The organism is Ruegeria sp. K7 (genome assembly GCF_056531785.1).
Genome location: NZ_JBQFMJ010000001.1, coordinates 273,472 through 293,593, shown reverse-complemented (window position 1 = coordinate 293,593; position 20,122 = coordinate 273,472). Strand labels below are relative to the sequence as shown.

Genomic DNA, 20,122 nt, shown 5'->3' with positions numbered 1-20,122 from the left:
GTTCCTGATGACATCAACGGCCGGCCTGTGGCTGGCCGTTGTGCTTAGCGGTGCATATCACGGCCTGAACCCCGGCATGGGCTGGCCGCTGGCCGTTTCAGCGGCATTGATGGAGCAGAAGCAATCGGCCCTTTGGCGGGCGCTGACTGCCTTGGCTGGGGGGCACTTTCTGGCCATGCTCGGGGTCTTGCTGCCGTTCGCGCTGATGGCGGTTTTGGTGGATTACCAGCGCGAAATTAGGATCGGCGCAGCCCTGATCGTTATCGCCATGGGCCTTTACATCGCGATTGTCCGTCGCCACCCCCGCGCCCTGTCCCGGGTTGCTCCGGGAAAGCTGGCATTGTGGTCATTTCTTGTCGCTCTGGCCCATGGCGCCGCGCTGATGTTGGTTCCAATCTATCTGGGACTATGCAATCTGGATGAGCTGGACGCCGGGCATCGTGCGGTTTCCGAGATCATGACGACCAACGGTCTTCTGGTGCTGGCCGTTGCCGCGCTTCACACAGCAGCGATGGTTTTGGGCGGAGGCATTCTGGCCTATGCCGTCTATCGCTGGTTGGGTCTGCAATTCCTGTCACGAAGTTGGTTCAACCTTGAACTCATCTGGGCACTTAGCCTTATCTTTGTGGGGATACTGGGCCTGTGGTCGGCAATTTAGGTTCTTTCCTTTGCGAAGATGCGCATTACTCTCCCTTTCAACAAAAACGACATGAGACCGGAATGACCCCGACCCTGAATATGCTTGCCGCAATACTGACAATCGGCTTTGGCCTTTTCGGCTTTCTGGCTCCAGCCTGGACTGCGGCTTCACTGGATTTAGCCCCAACAAACAGCACCATGGGCCTGAGCGAGATGCGCGCTTCAGTTGGCGGATTGTTCGTAGTCACCGGTCTTGCCGTCTTGTGGTTCAGTAGCCCAATGGCCTACACGATGCTTGGCGTGGTCTATGCCGGCGCGGCATTGGGCCGGTTCGTATCGATTGCACTGGACAACCCGCCACTGGCCAAGGCGATGGTTTTCGGCGGAATCGAACTGGCGTTGGCAATCTGGCTGATCCTAGCGAATATGAACAAATCAGTTTAACAATTTGAAAAGAAACAATTGTGTCAGTTATAATCTGGATTTGCATCCGATCGGAACGTCACTTATATATGAAGGGTCCTTCGTGACTATGGACATAAACGCGCTCGTAATAAGCGGATCGGACCCGGGGGCGGTACCCGGCGGCTCCACCAATATCCTTCGTTTGGGGAACATGGGGCCGAAACAGGATCGACGAACGTCTAAAGGGGTTAGCTTTGTCTCGGCTGTCTGCCACCGTTATCGGCGAAAATAGTACAATTGCAAACGACAATCGTGCTCCGGTTGCAGTTGCTGCGTAAGCAGTAGCAAGACCGAAACTTAAGCCCTTGCGCCTAGCAGCGTAAGGCGGGGTTCGCAGGTACCTGGCAACAGAAACCTGCATTTCAATGCAATTTGTCCGGTCAGAAACACGCTCTTGTTCAGGGATTGTTCATTCCTTTTTGCCATCGTCACTTCCATCAGAAGGGAGAGCGGCGATGTCACATTCTGAATTGCTCAGGCAGTGGTATTCAGAGGTTTGGGAAAACGGCAACACAGAAGCCATCGGACAGTTCTTTGCCCCCGACACGCTGGCCGAGGGGTTGATCCCGGAAATGCAGGTTGGCGCTGACGATTTCCGTGATCTGGTGACCGCATTCCGGCACATCCTTGGCGACATAAAAGTCGACCTGCCGAAGATAATCGAAGACGGTGATTGGGTTTCTGCCATTGTCCATTTGCAGACGACCCGCGCCGACAATGGCGCACCGCTGCAGGCAAGCGGCAGCGTCATCGCGCGCATCAAGGACGGGTGCATGGTCGAGGCTTATAATCAGTTCGACTTTATTTCTTTTTTTGAACAGCTTGGACAGTTTCCCGAAGATACCCTGCCCGTCTGCATGACCGGACAACGACTCGACTGGGCCTGATCAAAACCTGCGACCTTGACCATGAAAGCCGTTCCACGTTAGCAAAGGGTATGGGGTAGCATTGCGAACGCCCCGTGAGGCGTCAGCCCAAGTTTCGCATGTATCCGAACGCGACAGGAGACATGCCATGGCTGCGCCAAATTCCATCACCTCCAAACAACTGCTGCGACTGATCGGAACACCGACAGCGCCGGTTTTGGTGGATATCTGCCTCGAGGAAGACTTTGCAGCGGATCCGGTCCTGATTCCGGGTTCAGTACGGCATTCCGCGTCAGACATGCAGGGCCTGATGGCGACGATCGATGGGCGCTCCAGTGTAATCATTTGCCAAAAAGGCAAAAAGCTGAGCCAGGGCGTAGTTTCGTGGCTGCGCAGCGAAGGACAACAGGCCGAGTTTCTGGAGGGCGGTATACAGGCCTGGCGCGATACGCCTGGGGCGCCAAGCGTCCCCTACTCCGCTATTCCGCCCCTGGTTGACAATCGGACGCTTTGGGTGACCCGACACAGGCCCAAAATAGACCGCATCGCATGCCCTTGGCTGATCCTGGGTTTTGTCGACCCCAACGCGCGTTTTCTGTTTGTCGCGCCGTCGGAAGTGAAGGAAGCGGCCAGAATATTCGGTGCCACCCCATTTGATATTGAAAACACGGTCTGGGACCATGACGGGGACAAATGCACCTTTGACACAATGCTAGACAAGTTCGACCTTCACACGTCCGCGCTTGACCGGATGGCGACTGTTGTCCGGGCGGCGAACACAGACCGTCACGATCTCGCACCAGAGGCGGCCGGTCTGCTCGCTCTGTCCGTTGGCCTGTCCCGCCAATACCGGGATGATCATGAGAACCTGTTAGCTGTCCTTGCTCTGTATGATGCGCTGTACCGCTGGGCCCGGGACGGGTATGAAGAAGGCCATAACTGGCCCGGCGAGCAAAAATAATGACACCCGACTATTCCGAATTAATCCGGGTTTTCGGCCGGATAGGGCTGCTGTCGTTTGGTGGTCCCGCAGCACAGATTTCACTGATGCATCAGGAACTGGTTGAACGCAGACCATGGCTGGACGGACAAAGCTATCTGCGCGCTTTGTCCTTATGCATGTTGCTACCAGGACCCGAGGCGATGCAACTTGCAACTTATGCCGGCTGGCGCCTGCGCGGTGTGCCTGGCGGATTGATTGCGGGTGGCCTTTTCGTCATACCCGGCGCCATCATCATTGCGGTTCTGGTTGGTCTTTACGCCGCCTTCGGAGAACTTCCGGTTGTACAGGCCGGGTTTCTGGGCATCAAGGCGACTGTAATCGTCATCGTCCTGCAGGCTTTGCGAAACCTGTCGCGAAAAGCCCTTTCCGATGCCGAACATCGCATCCTTGCATTGTTGGGCTTTCTGGCAATTTTTGCACTTAATCTGCCGTTTCCACTGATCATATTTGCAGCCGCACTCTGGGGCTTCGCGACCTTCAAAGGTCAGCACCCTTTGACACCCGCGCCAGTTGCCCTGACCATGTCCCGTCCGATCAGAACTGCGGTGATTTGGCTGGCCCTCTGGCTTGGACCCTTGGCAGTTCTGACCCTGACGGGGCAGCAACTTCTCAGCGATCTGGGGTGGTTCTTTGCGCGCCTCGCGGTTGTCACATTTGGTGGTGCATATGCCGTTCTGGCATACATGACGCAAACAGTCGTCGACACATATCAATGGATCAGCACGGATCAGATGATCGATGCGCTTGGGTTGGCTGAAACGACACCTGGCCCACTGATTTTGGTGACACAATTCGTGGCCATGTTGACGGGTCAGTTGTCTGGGGGCGCATCCATGGCTATTGCGGCGGGTGCCGTGGCCCTTTGGGCCACGTTTGTTCCCTGCTTTCTGTGGATTTTTCTGGCAGCGCCGTTCCTGGATCACCTGGCAGCCCGCCCGCGCCTGTCTGCGGCTCTGCACGGGATTACCGCTGCGGTTGTAGGGGTGATTCTCAACCTATCCTTGTGGTTCGCCCTCAATGTTCTATTTGGACAAGTTCCGGAAAGAACTCTGGGTCCTGTATCAATTCCCGTACCCGATATTTCGACTTTGGACGTCGCCGCTTTGATACTGACGTTAGCTGCCGGAGTGTTGATTTTCCGCCTAAAAATATGGATGGTTCCGACTTTGGGTCTGATGGCCTGCGCCGGAATCTTACTGAACCTCCTATGAACAATCAGGTGGAACGCGGCCTTTCGTTTCCTTTGAAATCCCCTATGCTAGACGCTACCACTTTTGAGGATGACACATGTCGCAAGACATCGACTATGGAAACCTGATGCACACCGCCATGCGCGGTCTGATCAAAACGGTTTTGACCGGCGTATCGGAACATGGACTGCCAGGCGCGCACCACTTTTTCATCACCTTCGATACCCGGCATGATGGTGTTGAACTGGCCGACTGGTTGCGTCAACGCTACCCGCAGGAAATGACGATCGTCATGCAGCATTGGTTCGAAAACCTTGAAGTGGGCGATGCAGGGTTTTCCATCACTCTGAATTTTGGTGATGCGCCTGAACCGCTTTATATTCCGTACACGGCCATCAAGACTTTTGTTGATCCGTCTGTGGAATTCGGGCTGCGTTTCGAAAGTCCGGAAGACGAGGAAGAAGCGGACGAAGATATCGAAGAAATCATCGAGGTCGAAGAACCGGATGAGCCGCATGACGCGGATGTGGTTTCCCTGGACAGTTTCCGGAAATAACCAAGCTTCTGCGTGCAACAGACCCCGCCTTGGGCGGGGTTATTCTTTTTTCAGAAACGTTTCCACCGAACGGGATTTAACCCCATCGCGAAACCGCGAAAACGACAGGTTCAAACCGCCTTCGGCCAGGGTTCGGTCAAACTGCTGCAATTCGTACCCACCGGTTTCCGAGATAAATAGGGAAAACACGGTCAGCGTTTCACCATCAATACGCCCCCAGACAAATGGCTCTCCTTTCATGGGGTCCAGGGGAACCTCGTGCCCGAACACGTTGCGTTTCATCGCAGCAGAAAACACGTCTGGCCGGTCCGACGGCTGAAAGTCGATCGAGAATTTCTGTTCCTTGATCCGCCCGTCAGCCTTGTAGGTGGTTGTCGTCCAACTCACATTGAAGCCGTTGTCGGTTTCGTGAATTGAAACGCTCATGTCTCTGGGCGTCTCGCTCCCGTCTTCGTCCACGAGATTGGCTGACCCAGTATAATCACCCAAAAACGGCGCGATGCTTGACGCCTGCGCCGGATGGCTGGAAACAAGCACCCACGCAAAAGCACACATCACTATTGCGACAAGTGTCGGGGAAAATGTCGTGCGGAAAACGTGCATCAGATCCTCCATCGCAATAATGCTTATATTGTAGCTCAGCATGACGCGGGCACAATGGGACGGATGCGCCCGCCGACAACAAAATTGTCGCTGTTCTCTGCCTATACCTTTGTCACCCTTGAGTTTAAGGTGCGCGCAACTGGCCGATTGCGTTGCAACCCGCTTGGCGCTAAACGGCATACAATTGCATACATGACGGAGTGACAGATGTCTCAGACCCGCACCGAATCCGACAGTTTTGGCCCGTTGGAAGTGCCCGCTGACAAGTATTGGGGCGCTCAGACACAGCGTTCGATCATGAACTTCCCGATCGGGTGGGAAAAGCAGCCGGTTGCCATCGTTCGCGCGCTGGGTGTGATCAAAAAAGCTTGCGCGATGCAGAACAAAGCCACCGGTAAGCTGGATGCGAAAATTGCGGACGCGGTCATTCAGGCGGCCGGAGAAGTGATCGAGGGCAAGTTTGATGACAACTTCCCTCTGGTCGTTTGGCAAACCGGATCCGGCACCCAGTCGAACATGAACTCGAACGAGGTCATCGCGAACCGCGCCATCGAGATTCTGGGGGGCGTTATCGGTTCGAAAGAGCCAGTGCATCCGAACGATCACTGCAACATGGGGCAGTCATCCAACGATACCTTCCCCACTGCGATGCACATCGCAACAGCAATGAGCGTTCGTGACGTCCTGCTGCCGGGTCTTGAAAAGCTGGCTTCCGGGCTCGAGCAGAAGGCCGAGGAATTCAAGGACATCATCAAGATCGGACGCACGCATACGCAGGATGCGACGCCCCTGACCCTGGGTCAGGAGTTTGGCGGGTACGCCCATCAGATTCGTCAGGGAATTGCCCGTGTGCATGCCGCAATGCCCGGCATTTATGAATTGGCGCAAGGTGGTACCGCTGTTGGTACCGGTCTGAACACACAACACGGTTGGGACCAGGCGGTTGCCGCAAACATGGCCGAAATCACCGGCCTGCCCTTTGTCACGGCACCCAACAAGTTCGAAGCACTGGCCGCGCATGACGCGATGGTGTTCCTGTCGGGGGCTTTGGCCACGATTGCCGGTAGTTGCTACAAGATCGCCAACGACATCCGCTTTCTGGGCTCGGGTCCCCGGTCGGGGCTGGGCGAACTGATCCTGCCGGAAAACGAACCGGGTTCGTCGATCATGCCGGGCAAGGTAAACCCGACCCAGGCCGAGGCGCTGACGCAGGTGGCCGCCCATGTCATGGGTAACGACGCCGCAATCAAGTTCGCTGGCAGCCAGGGTCATTTCGAGTTGAACGTCTACAACCCGATGATGTCCTACAATCTGTTGCAATCCATTCAATTGCTCGGCGACGCCGCTGACAGCTTTACCGAACGGATGCTGCTGGGCATCAAGGCCAACGAGTCGCGCATCGAAAAGCTGATGACGGAATCGCTGATGCTGGTCACTGCGCTTGCGCCGACCATCGGTTATGACAATGCCACGACCGTTGCCAAGACTGCCCACAAGAACGGTACCACCCTCAAGGAAGAAGCCATCGCACTTGGCTTTGTGGATGAGGCCACTTTCGACGCAGTGGTACGCCCTGAACAGATGATTGGCCCGAAAGACTGATGGGCAAGCCGGTAAATTTGAACCGGTACCGAAAACAGAAAGCGCGGGCTGAAAAGAAGGCCCGCGCAGATCAAAACGCTGTGGCTTTTGGACAAACCAAGGCCGAAAAAGAGGTTGTCAGGCTTCGACAAGACAAACAGAAGCGTAACCTCGACAATCACGAGCTGAAGGAATGAGTGGCCGCCCGGTCAAACGCTCGCTGACCCTTCAGGGGCACCGCACTTCGGTTTCTTTGGAAGACGAATTCTGGCGCGCGTTCCGTGACATCGCACAGGAAAAAGATAAGCCGATCAATTCCTTGGCGGCGGAAATTGATGCGGCCCGCGATCCTGAAACAGGTTTGGCTTCCGCCATTCGAGTCTTTGTTCTGAACTGGTATCGCAACCGGGATTGAGGGTTGTAAAGGTCTGGCAGGCAAGTGTACCTTGATTTGGAACAAAATAGGTACAGACATGAGCAAAACGACCACCGGGCCTGACGGTCAACCGCGCTGCGCCTGGTGTCAGGCCGCGCCGGAGTTCTTTGAGTATCATGATCAGGAATGGGGCTATCCGGTCTCAGACGACCAGCGTCTATTCGAAAAATTGTGCCTTGAGAGTTTTCAGTCGGGACTGAGTTGGCGCACCATCCTGTCAAAGCGCGAAAATTTCCGGGAAGCGTTTTGCGGCTTTGATTTCAACAGGATGGCAGAGTTTACTGAAGCAGACGTTGAACGCCTTTTGCAGAATGCGGGCATCATCCGGCACCGCGGCAAAATCGAGGCTGTCATCAACAACGCCCGTTGTGCTCAGGAACTTATCAAGTTTGAGGGTTCTCTGGCCGCATATGTCTGGCGGTATGAGGCTGAAACTCCCCCACCGCCGCAAACAGCGTCAACTTCACCGGAATCGGTCGCAATGTCGAAAGACCTGAAGAAGCGCGGATGGAAGTTCGTGGGGCCCACCACCGTTTTCGCGTTCATGCAGGCTATGGGATTGGTCAATGATCACGCCGAAGGCTGCATCATGCGTGAAAAAGCGGCGCAAATGCGCCGCGATTTCAAGAAGCCGAATTAGATACGAGTCAGACCGAAGCCTGATAGATCTTGTCGATATTGCCGCCCAGGGCCGCGTTGAACTCGGCATCGGACTGCTGTTTTGAGAGACCTTCGGTCAGCGCGCGCGAGAAGGAAGCGATCATCTTTCCATTCTGGTTCAACAGGTCGCAGGCCTGCTTTGTGGAATAGCCGCCTGACAGGGCCACAACCCGCAGAACCCGCGGGTGATCTGCCACTTCGTCATAAAGATTGGCCTCGCTTGGGATGGTCAGCTTCAGCATGACGTCCTGGCCCTCGGCCAACTGGTCCAGGTTCTTGAGGATCTCGGCTTTCAGGATGCTCTCAGCCTCGGCCTTGGTTTCCGAATGGATGTTCACCTCGGGTTCGACAATCGGAACCATGCCCGCGCTGATCACCTCGCGTGCGACGTCAAACTGTTGAGCCACAACAGCGGCAATACCTTCTGCGTTGGCCTCGTGAATGACCGAGCGTTCTTTTGTTCCAAAGACACCATCGGCCTTGGCCAGCGTTTCTGCCAGACCGGGGATCGGTTTCATCATCTGAACGCCGTTGGCCCGATCCTCCAGTCCCTTGTCGATTTTCAGAAATGGAACGATGCCCTTGGCCGACCACAGAAAATCGGCGACTTTGCGGCCTTCGATTTCCTCGTTCAGGGTGCGTTCGAACAGGATAGCGCCAATCACCTTAGCTTTGGTGAAGTCGTCCGCCAGAATGATGCGTGCGCGCATCTTCTGGATTTCTCCGAACATCTCTTCTTCCGAGGTGTAGTCCGAGGCTTCAACACCATAAAGCGCCAGCGCCTTGGGTGTAGAACCGCCGCTTTGATCCAGTGCCGCGATGAAACCTGCACCGTCGGACATTTGCGCGCGCTGTTCTGCTTTGGACATATCTGTTTCCCGTTCAATAATGATTCCGTGTTTTCCATCGCATACAACAAGGCGTTGACCGATGGTAGTTTGTTAGCGCTCAACCAGCCGCAGCCATATCCCGTCTTTCGAGCGTACCGTCAGATGCGCGACCGGAACAGGATCGCGTCCGGTCACTGGCTCAAACCTATAGTGCTTTAGCAGCATCGACAGGATCAGCGGCCCTTCAATCATCGCGAACCCTGCCCCGGTACAAACCCGCGATCCGGCGGAGAAGGGAATGAAGGCGTGCCGCTGGCAGGTCTTGCCGTTTTCCGTCTCCCACCGCGCTGGATCAAAGGCATCCGGGTTTTCCCACAGGCGCTCATGACGGTGCAAATGCCACGGGCTGATAACAATTTGCGACCCCTGCGGGACATCCCGATCTCTGAAACGCTCGGGACAGGTGGCTTCTCGCACCATCATGGGCACGGGTGGATAAAGGCGCAGGGTCTCGCGAAACACACTGCGACTGAGCTTCAAGCCTGAAACGGCGGCAAATGAAGGATCGTCCAATGCCGTCGCCTCTGCCGCGACCTTATCCTGCCATTCCGGATACAGCGCCATCAGGTAAAGTGCCCAGGCCAGTGCCGAGGCGCTGGTTTCATGCCCGGCCAGAAAGAAGATGGCCACCTGGTCGATCATCTCCTGCGTCCCGAAACAACGCCCCGTTTCCGGGTCCGGCCTGGTCATGATCTTGGTTGCAAGGTCATCGGGTGCTTTCCCCAGGGCTATTGCCTCCGCCCGCTCGTCCGTGAGGCGTGCAATCAGGTCCCTGATTTCCCGCGCTGTCCTGCGGGTCTTGCGGGAATGAAATCGGGGCACCCAGCTAGGGACAGGTACAAAGGCCGCAAGGTTCAGCAGCGGTTGTTCCCGCTGATAGGTGCGAAACTTGTCAAACACCTGTGTCGCCACGGTGTGTTCGATCGGAACCGAGAACAAAGTACGAAAGATAACATCTGCGGCCGCGTGGCTGGTGATTTCTTCGCATTCGACGTCGCGGCCGCCGCGCGTTCGCAGTCGGTCAACACTGGCCTGCGCCGCTGCATACATGGCCGGAAACGTATCCTTCAACCGCCCCCCCTCAAACGCCGGATCAATGATGCGGCGTTGGCGTTTCCAGGTTTCGCCATTGGTCAGGAAAACGGAGTCGCCCAGCAGCGGGCGCAATCCCTCGCTGATCCGGCCTGATTTCGGAAAATCGTCGGGGCGTTGTTTCAGCACCAAATCAATGAGTTCAGGCTGATTGATCATGAAAGACCGGAAGAACGGCGTCCTGAACTCGGCCATCCAGGCCCGATACAAGCGTTGCGGTTGTGCCGAGAGGATATCCTGACGAAAGAGCTTCAGATAGCGCCACAAAGACACCTTGTCGGGACGAGAGACGGGTTTTGGTGGGGTCACGAGTGCACCGACGTGTAACCTGACACCGCCTCTTCGATCCGCGAACGCGATGGTGCCCGGTTGCGAAACCGTTCCCCCAATGTCAGTGGCCCGGCAGTGATACGGAAATAGTCATAATCGCCGGGCTCGTCGAAGGCGCAGAGATATTGAAAATGCAGTCGAAAAAACCGCCAGCGTAATGCCTTCCAACGGTCTGCTGAAAGGGTTTGCGTGAACGCAGCAGACAGAACCAAAGGCCAACGCTTATCAGATCCGGCGACGCCGCTGACGCACACAGGATCGCACAAGGCAAATGCGCAGCCGTCGCCTGGGGCCGAGACATCGATCCAAGTCAGGTCTGTCCTGGACGACATGAATTGTAGATCACTGCGCAACTGATGGGCATCGGGCAGAAAGGACACCATAGGGACCACCTGCCCCAATGTCAGAAAGGATAACACAGGTCCGTCTTCGGACACGGGTTCTGACCGCAATAGGTCGGCCAGAACCGATACGCCCAGATGCGCGCCCGAGCTGTGCCCGACCACCAGAACCTCGTCCACTTCTGTTTCCATAGCTTGCCCGATCAGTTCAACAAACTGGCGCATTCGAGATTGCATTTCCGGCGACACACCGCCCCATTCGCGCGAGGAGTAGGCGTAGTCATGCATCAGGTAATAGGCAAACAGCCGATTATCGATTTTTCGAAACCAGCGCAGCAATACAAGCGCCACCAAAAGCCCCGCTGCCAGACCGGGCCAACCCAGCAAGGTAAAACCAGCCCAGACCACGCCAAAAGCCGCCATCAATTGCGCCAGCAACATGCCCACCGGGTAAAGCGCTGCAATTACCGGGCCTTTGCGCAAGCGCATCAGGCGCCAAATTGCCCCCGTGGACAGGTAGATCCAGACCGTCCGCGCCAATTGAAGATAAGTCGCGGCTATCGAGGTATCCATGCTGTCGCGGACAATGTCTGACCAAACCAGAACTTCAAAATCGGTATCGACCGCAAGCCCGTCCTGACATGAGGAAACATGCCAGCCATATGGACCGTCATTCGTTCGGGCCGACAACGAAATGTCATAGCCGGAAATTTCGCCCTGTGCGCGCCCTTCCTTCCGATAAAGCTCGCGATATCGGCGCGGGTGAATGGGATCGTATCCCGGAATGTAGAACACCCGGCGCTTGCGCACCTGCGACTGGTTTTTCTGACTGCTCATGCTCGTACCTTCTGCGACGCAGGTTAGCGCAGCATTACGGCCAAGGTAAGATGGATCGGAAAATCAGCCCAGCGTCGCCAGCGCAGGAAAGGTTTCCAGCAGCCACCAACTGAACTCGGTGAAAAGGCCGGTTATCAACATGATACCGACAAACAGAAGAAGCCCGCCCATCGCCTTTTCAATCGTACCCATATAGGGCTTGATGCGGTTCATGACCGACATTGACCGGTTCAGGAACATAGCGGCCAGAAGGAACGGAATTCCAAGCCCTGCGGCGTATATACCCAGCAGGAATGTTCCCCGGGCCACCGAAGCCTCAGACGCGGCCAGCGACAGAATAGCCCCCAATTGCGGTCCGATACAGGGCGTCCAGCCGAATGCAAACGCAAGGCCCAGAATGTAGGCTCCGAACACGGACCCGCTGGAATCGCCGGTTTCCATGCGCGCCTCGCGGTCGAGGATCGGAATGCGGAATACGTTCAGAAAGTGAAGCCCGAACACGATGACAACCGCGCCAGACAACTTGGCGAACAGTACCTGATTGGTCAGAACAAAGGCGCCAAAAGCTGAAGCTGTGAAGCCCAACAGCAAAAACACCGTCGACAGGCCCATGACAAAAAACAGGGCCGCCAGCGTTGCCTTGCGGCGGGCTTTGGTTTCATCCTGCATCTCGTTGATGGTCACACCACTCATATACGCCAGATACGGCGGAACGATCGGCAAAACGCAGGGTGACAGAAAACTGATCAACCCGCCGATCATGGCGATGAACATGGCAGGCAAAAGCCCCGCGTCGATGATTTCAATTCCGAACATGAAACAGCACATAGGGTATGAAACCGGCGGCGTCACGAGGCCATTCGGTCACATCCTCGTGCTTGCGTGCTGGACACCGTGACAAAGTGGAAATATCTGAACGATATGTCTGAACCGACCGAAACCCTTGATGCCTTGGGGCTGTTGTGCCCGTTGCCCGTGCTCAAAGCGCGCAAACGTCTGAAATCCATGCCGGCGGGTGCTGTGTTGCGCATGTTGGCCGACGATCCCGCTGCAATTATCGATGTCCCCCATTTCTGTGCGGAAAGCGGGCACAGCCTGCTGTCGCAGGAGGAAATCGACGGACACCAGGTTTATCTGATCCGGAAATCGGCCTGAATTTGAACTCACGCCGTAAATGAAAAAGGCGGGCCTTGCGCCCGCCTCCCGTATTATTGGCCCAACGACCACCATCCGCGCCGCTTGGGCTTTGGTGGCTGGGCGGGTTCACGTTCTTTGACCACGGTTTCCAGAACAGGTTCCGGAGTTTCCTCGGCAGTCTGTACGGGCTCCTCAACAACGGGCTCAGAAACGTCTTGTGCTGCGACCGGTTCGGCTTTCGGCTCCTCCGGAACGACAGGTTCCTCTTGCGCCGTTTCGTCCACCTGCGGCTCTGAGGTTGCTTCTTCCGCGTCCGACTCAGGTTCAGCCGCAGCAGTCTCCACTTTTTCCTCAGATTCCTGCGGCTCGTCCGCGGTTTCTTCCGAAACCGGTTGATCAGCCAGAGCCTCGGGTGCCTCTACTGGTGCTTCTGCAGCAACCTCAGTCTCGGCGTCCTTTTTGCGGCGACGAGGTGCGCGACGTTTCTTGGGCTTGGGCTCCGGCTTTTCACTTTCATCCTCACCCTCGGACACACTTGCATCCTGGGTTTCGACATCAGCAGCCGCAACCTCAGTTGCCTCCGATGCTGCATCGCCGTCATCAGACGCTGCTTCTGGGGTGTCAGATGCGCCGTTGTTCTTCTTGCGGCGACGGCGGCGACGCTTGCGCTTTGGCTTGCTTTCGTCTTCCGCCTGTACCGTTTCTTCTTCCGGCTGATCCTCATCCGTCGCGTCAACCAGATCCATCAGTGACGCATCAACGGAAACGACAGGTGCGGTTGCCTCGGGAACGATCCGGCTGGCGGTCTTGAACTTCTCCAACGAGAAATCCGGGCTAACCAGATGCACATCGCCTTCAATGCGAACCGACAGCCCATAACGCGATTCAATCTGGGCGATATGTTCGCGTTTCTGGTTCATCAGGAAGTTAGCGATGCTGACCGGGCACCGAACCAGCACCTCGCGCGAGCGGCGGCGAGTGCCTTCTTCTTCAATCTGGCGCAGAATGGTCAGCGCCATGTTGTCGTCCGAGCGGATCAGTCCCGTACCATGGCAGGCCGGGCAGGGTTGCGTTGTTGCCTCCAGCATACCCGGCCGCAGCCGCTGACGGCTCATCTCCAACAGACCAAAGCCCGAGATCCGGCCAACCTGAATGCGGGCCCGATCTGTCTTCAGCTTCTCTTTCAGACGCTTTTCGACAGAGGCGTTGTTCTTCCGCTCGTCCATGTCGATGAAGTCGATCACGATCAAACCAGCCAAATCGCGCAGACGCAACTGGCGCGCCACCTCTTCGGCAGCTTCAAGGTTCGTCTTGAGAGCGGTTTCCTCGATCGAGCCTTCCTTGGTGGCGCGACCCGAGTTCACGTCAATCGCAACCAGTGCCTCGGTGACGCCAATGACGATGTAACCACCCGATTTCAGCTGCACGGTCGGGTTGAACATCCCCGCCAGGTAGCTTTCAACCTGGTAGCGCGCGAATAACGGCAGCGCGTCTTCATACCTTCTCACGTTTTTGGCGTGTGACGGCATGATCATCTTCATGAAGTCCTTGGCGATGCGATACCCGCCCTCGCCCTCGACCAGAACCTCATCGATATCGCGATTATAGAGGTCACGGATCGAGCGTTTGATCAGGTCGCCTTCTTCGTAAATCTTCGCTGGCGCGATGGACTGAAGTGTCAGTTCCCGGATCTGTTCCCACAGGCGCTGAAGGTATTCATAGTCCCGTTTGATTTCGGATTTGGTTCGCTTGGCGCCCGCGGTACGGATGATCAGCCCCGCACCCGTCGGCACGTCGATTTCTGCCGCGATTTCCTTTAGCTTCTTCCGGTCTGGCGCATTGGTGATCTTGCGGCTGATCCCGCCGCCACGGGCGGTGTTTGGCATCAATACGCAGTAGCGACCGGCCAGAGACAGATACGTGGTCAGAGCGGCACCCTTGTTGCCCCGTTCTTCCTTGACGACCTGAACCAGCAGAACCTGGCGGACCTTGATGACTTCCTGAATCTTATACCGACGCGGGCGCGGTTTGCGCGGCGGGCGGATATCTTCGCTGTCATCTTCATCCGCCACGGACTCGATTGTTTCATCTTTGGTGGAGGCATCCAACAGAGCTTCGGAATCATCCGCGTCCTCGGCGCCTGCCCTGTCGTCCTCGGCGTCGTCCTCGACCGCTTCTTCAAGCTCGGAAGCTACGGCCTCTGCCTCGCCAGCCACTTCTTCAGATGCAGCGGCTTCCGATCCATCTTCCGGCTCGACCTCAGTTGGTTCTTCCCCGTCTGCTGTGTCGACGGTTTCGGCCTCAGCTTCCTGCCCGGCATCCTCAGCCGCGCCTTCCGCATCCTCGGGCGCGTCAGCATCGTCAACGGGTTCTTCAACCGGGGTTTCGCCAACAAGCTCAACCGGAGAGGTTCCTTCGGGAACGGCCAGATCAGCCGCCTCTTCACCTTCATCAAGATCGATCGTTTCCATGCCCGTGGGTTCGGACGAAACCTCGATGCTCTCGACGGCATCGTCGGATTTCACATCCGCCGCCTTGGTCCGCGAACGGGACCGGCGCTTTTTGGGCTTGGATTCTTCGGCTTCGTCCTGCGCCTTCATCGCTTCGGCGTAGGCGCGTTCCTCTTCCATCAGCGCTTCGCGGTCGGCGACAGGGATCTGATAGTAATCCGGGTGGATCTCGGAAAACGCCAGAAAACCGTGTCGGTTTCCGCCGTAGTCCACAAACGCCGCCTGAAGCGACGGTTCAACCCGTGTTACTTTTGCAAGATAGATGTTGCCGGCAAGCTGACGTTTGTTTTCGGATTCAAAATCGAATTCCTCGACCTTGTTTCCGTCGACCACCACGACGCGGGTTTCCTCCGCGTGGGTGGCATCGATAAGCATTTTCTTAGCCATTTGTCCTTGGTGCACCGCGCCAAACGCGTTGTCCTTACCTGTCCGGGGGGACAGGCGCTTTTGGGGTGGTGTCTTGTCAGGGCGATATCGGACGGCGCGCGGCAGGGTCTGGCGCTTTGGCCCCCTGCCCGGTCACTCAATCGTTGCGCGCGCGTCATCGCGGTTCTTCTCCGACAGGCGCGGTCGTCCGCTACCTGCCCATTTATTCCTTTCACCCGCCATTTCACGGGTTAAGGCGTTCAGATGCCCCTATTGGGGCACAATCGGTCTGCGTCGCCTGGCGGGAAGGTGCACCACCTTTTGCGGCGTCGCAGCGAAACTCAAAGATTCGGGACTTTAGAGCGCAAAAACTGCCCTGCCCGTCCGGACACAATAAAAGCAGTCCTGTGGAAAAGACAATGGGCAAACTGCATCAGACCGCACGGACACATCCGACGCCCGGCTTATTCTGTTCAAAAATGCCTCAAGAGGGAGCTGGCCCCCTCTGAAATACGTCACAGGTAATCAGAACGTTGCAGGCCGTATTTGGCCATCTTTTCATTCAGTGTCCGACGCGGAAGGCACAATTCGTCCATAACAGACGCAATCGAACCTTTGTGGCGACGCATCGTGTTGTCGATCAGCATCCGTTCAAATGCCTCGACATACTCTTTCAGCGGCTTGCCCTCGGTCGTCATCACCGGTTGCATCTCTTCATGATCAGACATCAGCAAAGACGCAATGGTGCCGGACCCACGCCGAGATTGCAAAACCGCGCGCTCGGCAATGTTGATCAGTTGACGCACATTTCCGGGCCATGGGGCTTGCAATAGCTGCGCCGCCTCTTGCGCGCTGACCTGCGGCGCATCACAGCCATATTCTTCGGCGAATTGCTCGCTGAGACGTGTGAACAACGTCAGAATGTCCTCACCCCGCTGGCGCAACGGCGGCATGGTGATCCGCAAAGCCGCAAGACGATAGAACAGGTCGGGACGCAGCACATCCTCGCTTGTCTTGCCGGCTTCCTGCAGGTTCGAGATCGCGACAATCCGCGTTTCGGCCGGAGTACCCTGATCGTTCATGACACTCAGCAGACGTGCCTGCAGCGTATCGCTCAACGCCTCGACATCCTCCAGAACAAGCGTGCCGCCGCGCGCTTCTTCGATGGCGGGCAATTGTGCGTCTTCCGGCATCATCGGGCCAAACAAACGCTTGGACAGCGCCTCTTCCTCAAGCGCGGCACAGGAAACCAGAACGAATTTCTTGCCCGCGCGGCTGCCCACTGCGTGCAGGGCATGCGCCACCAGCGTTTTGCCCGTGCCGGTCTCGCCATCGATCAGAACGTGACCATCAGCCTGACCCAGATCGAGGATATCCTCGCGCAGGCGCTCCATCACCGGGCTGGCACCGATCAGCTTATTCATGATCTGCGTACCACCTGACAACTCGCGCCGCAGCGCGCGGTTATCCAAGGTCAAACGACGCGCATTGCTGGCGCGTTTTGCCAGTTCGGACATACGATCCGGATTGAACGGCTTTTCAAGGAAGTCGAACGCCCCGACCCGCATAGCCTCGACCGCCATCGGCACATCGCCGTGGCCCGTGATCATGATGACGGGCAACGTGCTGTCGGCCCCCATCAGCTTTTTCAGCAACTGAATGCCGTCCATTCCCGGCATCTTGATATCCGAAATGACGATACCGGGGTAATCCGGACCAAGAACCTTGAGCGCGTCTTCGGCGCTGGAAAAGGTCTCGGTGTCATATCCTGACAACGCCAGCCATTGGCTGATCGACTGGCGCATGTCCTGTTCGTCGTCCACAATGGCGATTTTCATGGCCTGTGCCATAGTCATTCCTCGTTATTCAGCGGCCTCAAGGCCGTCGCTTCCAAGTATCGGCAGCTGCATCTCGAAAACTGCACCACCGTGCTGTCCGTTGCGTGCGGTCAGCCGTCCGCCATGGTCGTTCACGATCCCCGACGAGATGGCAAGCCCCAGTCCAACACCGTCACCCGGCTGCTTGGTGGTGTAGAACGGTTCAAACAGGTTCTCGATATCTTCTATACCATACCCGTTGTCGCGCACCGTCAGTACCGCAGTATCGCCCGCCGCAAGGATAATTTCCACATCCGGGTCTGCCACCGATTTGGTGGCGTCCAGCGCGTTCCGCAAGAGGTTGACCATCACCTGTTCAATTCGCATCCGGTCACCCATCACGACCACTGGCTCCTCGGGAAGAATTTGTGTGATCTTCACCTGCCGCTGGCGCAGTTGCGGCTCCATCATCGACAGGGACGAGGCCAGCGCTTCTCCAAGATTTACAGGGGAAAACGCGTCCGCTCCCTTGCGTGCATATGACTTGAGCTGCCGGGTGATCGCGCCCATCCGTTCGATCAATCCGTCAATGCGGCCAAAGCTTGCAAGCGCTTCTTCCGGGCGGTTGCGGCGCAACAAAAGACGCGCGCCGGCCAGATAGGTTTTCATGGCGGCCAGCGGCTGGTTCAACTCGTGACTGACGGCGGCCGACATCTCACCCAAAGCGGCCAGTTTCGAGCTTTGGGCCAGCGTTTGTTCGGCCACTTCCAGTGTCTTTTCAACCCGTTCCCGCTCAGCGATTTCCCGCTGCAACCTTGCGTTCAATGCGCGAAGCTCTGCCGACTCGCGCTGAATCGATACCATCCGAACAGCAGCGCGTCGGCTGAGCGCATAGAAGGCTAGCGCCAGAAGAATCGCAAAGCCCATGATCTCCAGGGCCAAAACGCTGTTCACCTTCTCCCGGATCGAGGAATAAGTCGTGAAGGACGTCATCTGCCAGCCACGGAACGGAATTCGGGTCTCCATCCGCATCACAGCCTCACCTTGCAGATAGGCATCGGGCGGAAGGACCGTCCAGTCAGTGGTCGCGCGTATAGCACGCTGAATCGCGCCCTGCGGAGGCTGGCGCAGCATCGCGGCCTTTTCGTCCAGTCCCCGCCATTGCGGTTCGGTTGAAAGAATGATGGTGCCGGTGCTGTCCACGACCATGACAGCATCGGAGATCCCGGCCCAGGCGCGTTCAAATTTTTGCAGGTCGACCTCGACAACGATCACGCCCAGGGTCTCGGTTCCGGCTTCCATGCGACGGGAGTAGACAAAGCTGTAGCCGCCCGATTCCCGCTCGATCACGGTAAAGATCGTCGAGTTCGATCGCGCCGCATCGACAAAATAGGGCGAGTTGCGATGCAACTCACCCAGACGGTTGCGGTCCGTGGCAGCGACCGAGCGGCCATCACGGTCCAGCAGCATCAGCGAGGCCGCGCCGATCTCTTCAACGAAGGAAATCAGGCGTTGGGTCGAAAGGGAAAAATCGCCCGACTGCAATGCCGCGATCAATGTCGGGTCGCGCGCCAGCAACTGCGGAACGATCGAATTTCTGCGCAGCTCGCTCAGCAGGTTTCCGGAATACAGAGTCAACCGCAACTCAGCCCGGTTGCGGGTGGATTCGGTAAACCTGTCTGTCAGTAAACGGTTCGTGACCCACACGGTGGCTGCGGCGGCCACCAGCAAAACGATAACCGCAACCCGCAACCGCCATCCAAGCGGCGCGCCGCGAAGCGGTTTTGCGATTTTGGGCATGTTCGTGGGCGCGTCGGAGCTCATACGTGAAATTTACGCGTCCGGCGTTGCGACCTCAAGTCACGCTGGTGCCAAAACCCCGGACAATGCGCGGAACAACGCCGTTCCGTCGGTGCCGCCGTGCCCTTCGTCCGCTGCCCGCTCGGGATGGGGCATCATTCCGAGAACGCGACGGTTTTCCGAGAGAATGCCCGCAATATCGCCGACCGACCCGTTCGGGTTCTCGGCATAGGTGAACGCAATGCGGTCATGCTCTCGCAGGGTCGATAATGTTGCGTCATCAGCGAAGTAATTTCCATCGTGATGAGCAATCGGAATTCCGATCACATCCCCCGAATTGTAGCCTTGCGTAAACGCGCTGTCGCTGGTTTCGACCTTCAAGCCGACTGTGCGGCAGATGTATTTCAACCCGGCATTGCGCAGAAGCGCCCCGGGCAGAATGCCGGTTTCGGTCAGAATCTGGAATCCATTGCAAACGCCAATGGCGTAACCACCACGCTTGGTGTGGTTGACAACGGCCTTGCAGATCGGCGACTGGGCAGCAATTGCACCGCAACGCAGGTAGTCGCCGTAAGAAAATCCGCCGGGCACACCGACAATGTCGACACCCTCGGGCAATGTGGCATCCTTGTGCCAGACCATATCGACCTGGAAACCCGCCTGTTCAAAAGCAACTGCAAGGTCCCGATCGCAATTGGATCCGGGGAATACGATTACGGCTGCGCGCATGGCCGACCCTCCTTGATCAGATCCGAGAAAGCTCAGACTAGTTCGATTTCGTAGCGTTCGATGACCGTGTTAGCCAACAGCTTTTCGCACATCTCGGTGATGTCCGCCTCGGTCGCGCCGTCTGCAAGTTCCAGATCGATCACCTTGCCCTGACGCACGCCCTGGACCTGATCAAAGCCCATGGCACCCAATGCATGACGCACCGCTTCGCCCTGAGGGTCCAGAACCCCGTTCTTGAGCATGACATGCACCCGTGCTTTCATTTTCGAAACTC

At 57.0% G+C, this 20,122-nt stretch carries 21 protein-coding genes and 1 other RNA gene; 12 read left to right on the top strand and 10 right to left on the bottom strand.

Features of this window, described 5'->3' with window-relative positions; translation table 11 throughout:
* The first annotated feature begins 7 nt into the window (after nucleotides 1–7).
* From ACR0FE_RS01425 to ACR0FE_RS01395, 7 genes are all read left to right on the top strand, one after another.
* On the top strand, nucleotides 8–658 hold the full coding sequence (locus tag ACR0FE_RS01425; RefSeq protein ID WP_170615093.1) for a hypothetical protein: 651 nt from the start codon (nucleotides 8–10) through the stop codon (nucleotides 656–658).
* Nucleotides 659–720: 62 nt separating this feature from the next.
* A complete protein-coding gene (locus tag ACR0FE_RS01420; protein WP_480910459.1) occupies nucleotides 721–1,083 on the top strand; it encodes a DUF4345 family protein in 363 nt (120 codons plus the stop codon).
* Between the two features lie 36 nt (nucleotides 1,084–1,119).
* Nucleotides 1,120–1,466, top strand: a transfer-messenger RNA (tmRNA) gene (gene ssrA, locus ACR0FE_RS01415).
* Nucleotides 1,467–1,559: 93 nt separating this feature from the next.
* Nucleotides 1,560–1,991 carry an ester cyclase gene (locus ACR0FE_RS01410; protein ID WP_480910457.1) on the top strand — a complete coding sequence of 144 codons (432 nt, stop codon included), beginning with the start codon at nucleotides 1,560–1,562 and terminating at the stop codon, nucleotides 1,989–1,991.
* Nucleotides 1,992–2,118: 127 nt separating this feature from the next.
* On the top strand, nucleotides 2,119–2,931 hold the full coding sequence (locus tag ACR0FE_RS01405; protein WP_480910454.1) for a chromate resistance protein ChrB domain-containing protein: 813 nt from the start codon (nucleotides 2,119–2,121) through the stop codon (nucleotides 2,929–2,931).
* Nucleotides 2,931–4,184, top strand: coding sequence for a chromate efflux transporter (gene chrA, locus ACR0FE_RS01400; RefSeq protein ID WP_480910451.1), 1,254 nt, complete (start codon nucleotides 2,931–2,933; stop codon nucleotides 4,182–4,184). The genes ACR0FE_RS01405 and chrA overlap by 1 nt, the downstream gene beginning before the upstream one ends.
* A gap of 76 nt (nucleotides 4,185–4,260) precedes the next feature.
* Nucleotides 4,261–4,719 carry a ClpXP protease specificity-enhancing factor SspB gene (locus ACR0FE_RS01395; protein ID WP_170615098.1) on the top strand — a complete coding sequence of 153 codons (459 nt, stop codon included), beginning with the start codon at nucleotides 4,261–4,263 and terminating at the stop codon, nucleotides 4,717–4,719.
* 39 nt (nucleotides 4,720–4,758) lie between these two features.
* Here the strand turns inward: ACR0FE_RS01395 and ACR0FE_RS01390 are convergent, their stop codons facing one another.
* Nucleotides 4,759–5,274, bottom strand: a complete 516-nt coding sequence (locus ACR0FE_RS01390; RefSeq protein WP_480440515.1) for a hypothetical protein — start codon at nucleotides 5,272–5,274, stop codon at nucleotides 4,759–4,761.
* 255 nt (nucleotides 5,275–5,529) lie between these two features.
* Here ACR0FE_RS01390 and fumC point away from each other — a divergent pair, with 255 nt between their 5' ends.
* Genes fumC through ACR0FE_RS01370 form a run of 4 tightly spaced genes read left to right on the top strand, consistent with a single transcriptional unit; the run spans nucleotide 5,530 to nucleotide 7,979 of the window.
* Nucleotides 5,530–6,924: a class II fumarate hydratase gene (gene fumC / locus ACR0FE_RS01385; RefSeq protein WP_480910448.1), complete on the top strand. Its 1,395-nt coding sequence runs from the start codon at nucleotides 5,530–5,532 to the stop codon at nucleotides 6,922–6,924.
* Nucleotides 6,924–7,100, top strand: coding sequence for a DUF4169 family protein (locus tag ACR0FE_RS01380; RefSeq protein WP_480910445.1), 177 nt, complete (start codon nucleotides 6,924–6,926; stop codon nucleotides 7,098–7,100). Before fumC ends, ACR0FE_RS01380 begins: the two co-directional genes overlap by 1 nt.
* Nucleotides 7,097–7,318 (top strand): ribbon-helix-helix domain-containing protein, encoded by a 222-nt coding sequence (locus tag ACR0FE_RS01375; protein WP_170615102.1) that lies wholly within the window; start codon nucleotides 7,097–7,099, stop codon nucleotides 7,316–7,318. Before ACR0FE_RS01380 ends, ACR0FE_RS01375 begins: the two co-directional genes overlap by 4 nt.
* A 58-nt stretch (nucleotides 7,319–7,376) precedes the next feature.
* On the top strand, nucleotides 7,377–7,979 hold the full coding sequence (locus ACR0FE_RS01370) for a DNA-3-methyladenine glycosylase I (protein ID WP_480910442.1): 603 nt from the start codon (nucleotides 7,377–7,379) through the stop codon (nucleotides 7,977–7,979).
* A gap of 7 nt (nucleotides 7,980–7,986) precedes the next feature.
* On the opposite strand, the gene ACR0FE_RS01365 is transcribed toward ACR0FE_RS01370, so the two are convergent.
* The 4 genes from ACR0FE_RS01365 to ACR0FE_RS01350 all read right to left on the bottom strand — a co-directional run bounded on the left by ACR0FE_RS01365 (nucleotide 7,987) and on the right by ACR0FE_RS01350 (nucleotide 12,305).
* Complete coding sequence (locus tag ACR0FE_RS01365; protein ID WP_480910439.1) at nucleotides 7,987–8,868, bottom strand: fructose bisphosphate aldolase; 882 nt, start codon at nucleotides 8,866–8,868, stop codon at nucleotides 7,987–7,989.
* 72 nt (nucleotides 8,869–8,940) lie between these two features.
* Nucleotides 8,941–10,290, bottom strand: coding sequence for a cytochrome P450 (locus ACR0FE_RS01360; RefSeq protein WP_480910437.1), 1,350 nt, complete (start codon nucleotides 10,288–10,290; stop codon nucleotides 8,941–8,943).
* Complete coding sequence (locus ACR0FE_RS01355) at nucleotides 10,287–11,489, bottom strand: hypothetical protein (RefSeq protein ID WP_480910435.1); 1,203 nt, start codon at nucleotides 11,487–11,489, stop codon at nucleotides 10,287–10,289. The genes ACR0FE_RS01360 and ACR0FE_RS01355 overlap by 4 nt, the downstream gene beginning before the upstream one ends.
* Nucleotides 11,490–11,552: 63 nt before the next feature.
* Nucleotides 11,553–12,305 carry a cytochrome c biogenesis CcdA family protein gene (locus tag ACR0FE_RS01350; protein WP_170615107.1) on the bottom strand — a complete coding sequence of 251 codons (753 nt, stop codon included), beginning with the start codon at nucleotides 12,303–12,305 and terminating at the stop codon, nucleotides 11,553–11,555.
* Between the two features lie 105 nt (nucleotides 12,306–12,410).
* On the opposite strand from ACR0FE_RS01350, the gene ACR0FE_RS01345 reads away from it, so the two are divergent.
* The gene (locus tag ACR0FE_RS01345) at nucleotides 12,411–12,644 is read left to right on the top strand and encodes a sulfurtransferase TusA family protein (protein WP_170676984.1); all 234 of its coding nucleotides are present in this window, start codon (nucleotides 12,411–12,413) and stop codon (nucleotides 12,642–12,644) included.
* 53 nt (nucleotides 12,645–12,697) lie between these two features.
* Here ACR0FE_RS01345 and ACR0FE_RS01340 read toward each other — a convergent pair whose 3' ends face one another.
* From ACR0FE_RS01340 to purS, 5 genes are all read right to left on the bottom strand, one after another.
* Nucleotides 12,698–15,523 (bottom strand): Rne/Rng family ribonuclease, encoded by a 2,826-nt coding sequence (locus ACR0FE_RS01340; protein WP_480910432.1) that lies wholly within the window; start codon nucleotides 15,521–15,523, stop codon nucleotides 12,698–12,700.
* 494 nt (nucleotides 15,524–16,017) lie between these two features.
* On the bottom strand, nucleotides 16,018–17,352 hold the full coding sequence (locus tag ACR0FE_RS01335; RefSeq protein ID WP_170616909.1) for a sigma-54-dependent transcriptional regulator: 1,335 nt from the start codon (nucleotides 17,350–17,352) through the stop codon (nucleotides 16,018–16,020).
* A gap of 12 nt (nucleotides 17,353–17,364) precedes the next feature.
* Nucleotides 17,365–19,119 carry an ATP-binding protein gene (locus ACR0FE_RS01330; protein ID WP_170616907.1) on the bottom strand — a complete coding sequence of 585 codons (1,755 nt, stop codon included), beginning with the start codon at nucleotides 19,117–19,119 and terminating at the stop codon, nucleotides 17,365–17,367.
* Nucleotides 19,120–19,179: 60 nt separating this feature from the next.
* Nucleotides 19,180–19,848, bottom strand: a complete 669-nt coding sequence (purQ, locus tag ACR0FE_RS01325; RefSeq protein ID WP_480910430.1) for a phosphoribosylformylglycinamidine synthase subunit PurQ — start codon at nucleotides 19,846–19,848, stop codon at nucleotides 19,180–19,182.
* Nucleotides 19,849–19,880: 32 nt separating this feature from the next.
* Nucleotides 19,881–20,111, bottom strand: a complete 231-nt coding sequence (gene purS, locus ACR0FE_RS01320) for a phosphoribosylformylglycinamidine synthase subunit PurS (protein WP_170616903.1) — start codon at nucleotides 20,109–20,111, stop codon at nucleotides 19,881–19,883.
* Between the last annotated feature and the right edge of the window lie 11 nt (nucleotides 20,112–20,122).

What these genes read in the sequence shown, in the direction of transcription:
- purS (WP_170616903.1), bottom strand. Translation starts at nt 20,111, where the DNA reads ATGAAAGCACGGGTGCATGTCATGCTCAAGAACGGGGTTCTGGACCCT.
- ACR0FE_RS01365 (WP_480910439.1), bottom strand. Translation starts at nt 8,868, where the DNA reads ATGTCCAAAGCAGAACAGCGCGCGCAAATGTCCGACGGTGCAGGTTTC.
- ACR0FE_RS01345 (WP_170676984.1), top strand. Translation starts at nt 12,411, where the DNA reads ATGTCTGAACCGACCGAAACCCTTGATGCCTTGGGGCTGTTGTGCCCG.
- ACR0FE_RS01420 (WP_480910459.1), top strand. Translation starts at nt 721, where the DNA reads ATGACCCCGACCCTGAATATGCTTGCCGCAATACTGACAATCGGCTTT.
- purQ (WP_480910430.1), bottom strand. Translation starts at nt 19,848, where the DNA reads ATGCGCGCAGCCGTAATCGTATTCCCCGGATCCAATTGCGATCGGGAC.
- ACR0FE_RS01410 (WP_480910457.1), top strand. Translation starts at nt 1,560, where the DNA reads ATGTCACATTCTGAATTGCTCAGGCAGTGGTATTCAGAGGTTTGGGAA.
- ACR0FE_RS01340 (WP_480910432.1), bottom strand. Translation starts at nt 15,523, where the DNA reads ATGGCTAAGAAAATGCTTATCGATGCCACCCACGCGGAGGAAACCCGC.
- ACR0FE_RS01380 (WP_480910445.1), top strand. Translation starts at nt 6,924, where the DNA reads ATGGGCAAGCCGGTAAATTTGAACCGGTACCGAAAACAGAAAGCGCGG.
- ACR0FE_RS01350 (WP_170615107.1), bottom strand. Translation starts at nt 12,305, where the DNA reads ATGTTCGGAATTGAAATCATCGACGCGGGGCTTTTGCCTGCCATGTTC.
- ACR0FE_RS01395 (WP_170615098.1), top strand. Translation starts at nt 4,261, where the DNA reads ATGTCGCAAGACATCGACTATGGAAACCTGATGCACACCGCCATGCGC.
- ACR0FE_RS01355 (WP_480910435.1), bottom strand. Translation starts at nt 11,489, where the DNA reads ATGAGCAGTCAGAAAAACCAGTCGCAGGTGCGCAAGCGCCGGGTGTTC.
- ACR0FE_RS01335 (WP_170616909.1), bottom strand. Translation starts at nt 17,352, where the DNA reads ATGGCACAGGCCATGAAAATCGCCATTGTGGACGACGAACAGGACATG.
- ACR0FE_RS01425 (WP_170615093.1), top strand. Translation starts at nt 8, where the DNA reads ATGACATCAACGGCCGGCCTGTGGCTGGCCGTTGTGCTTAGCGGTGCA.
- ACR0FE_RS01405 (WP_480910454.1), top strand. Translation starts at nt 2,119, where the DNA reads ATGGCTGCGCCAAATTCCATCACCTCCAAACAACTGCTGCGACTGATC.
- fumC (WP_480910448.1), top strand. Translation starts at nt 5,530, where the DNA reads ATGTCTCAGACCCGCACCGAATCCGACAGTTTTGGCCCGTTGGAAGTG.
- ACR0FE_RS01390 (WP_480440515.1), bottom strand. Translation starts at nt 5,274, where the DNA reads ATGTGTGCTTTTGCGTGGGTGCTTGTTTCCAGCCATCCGGCGCAGGCG.
- ACR0FE_RS01375 (WP_170615102.1), top strand. Translation starts at nt 7,097, where the DNA reads ATGAGTGGCCGCCCGGTCAAACGCTCGCTGACCCTTCAGGGGCACCGC.
- ACR0FE_RS01330 (WP_170616907.1), bottom strand. Translation starts at nt 19,119, where the DNA reads ATGCCCAAAATCGCAAAACCGCTTCGCGGCGCGCCGCTTGGATGGCGG.
- chrA (WP_480910451.1), top strand. Translation starts at nt 2,931, where the DNA reads ATGACACCCGACTATTCCGAATTAATCCGGGTTTTCGGCCGGATAGGG.
- ACR0FE_RS01370 (WP_480910442.1), top strand. Translation starts at nt 7,377, where the DNA reads ATGAGCAAAACGACCACCGGGCCTGACGGTCAACCGCGCTGCGCCTGG.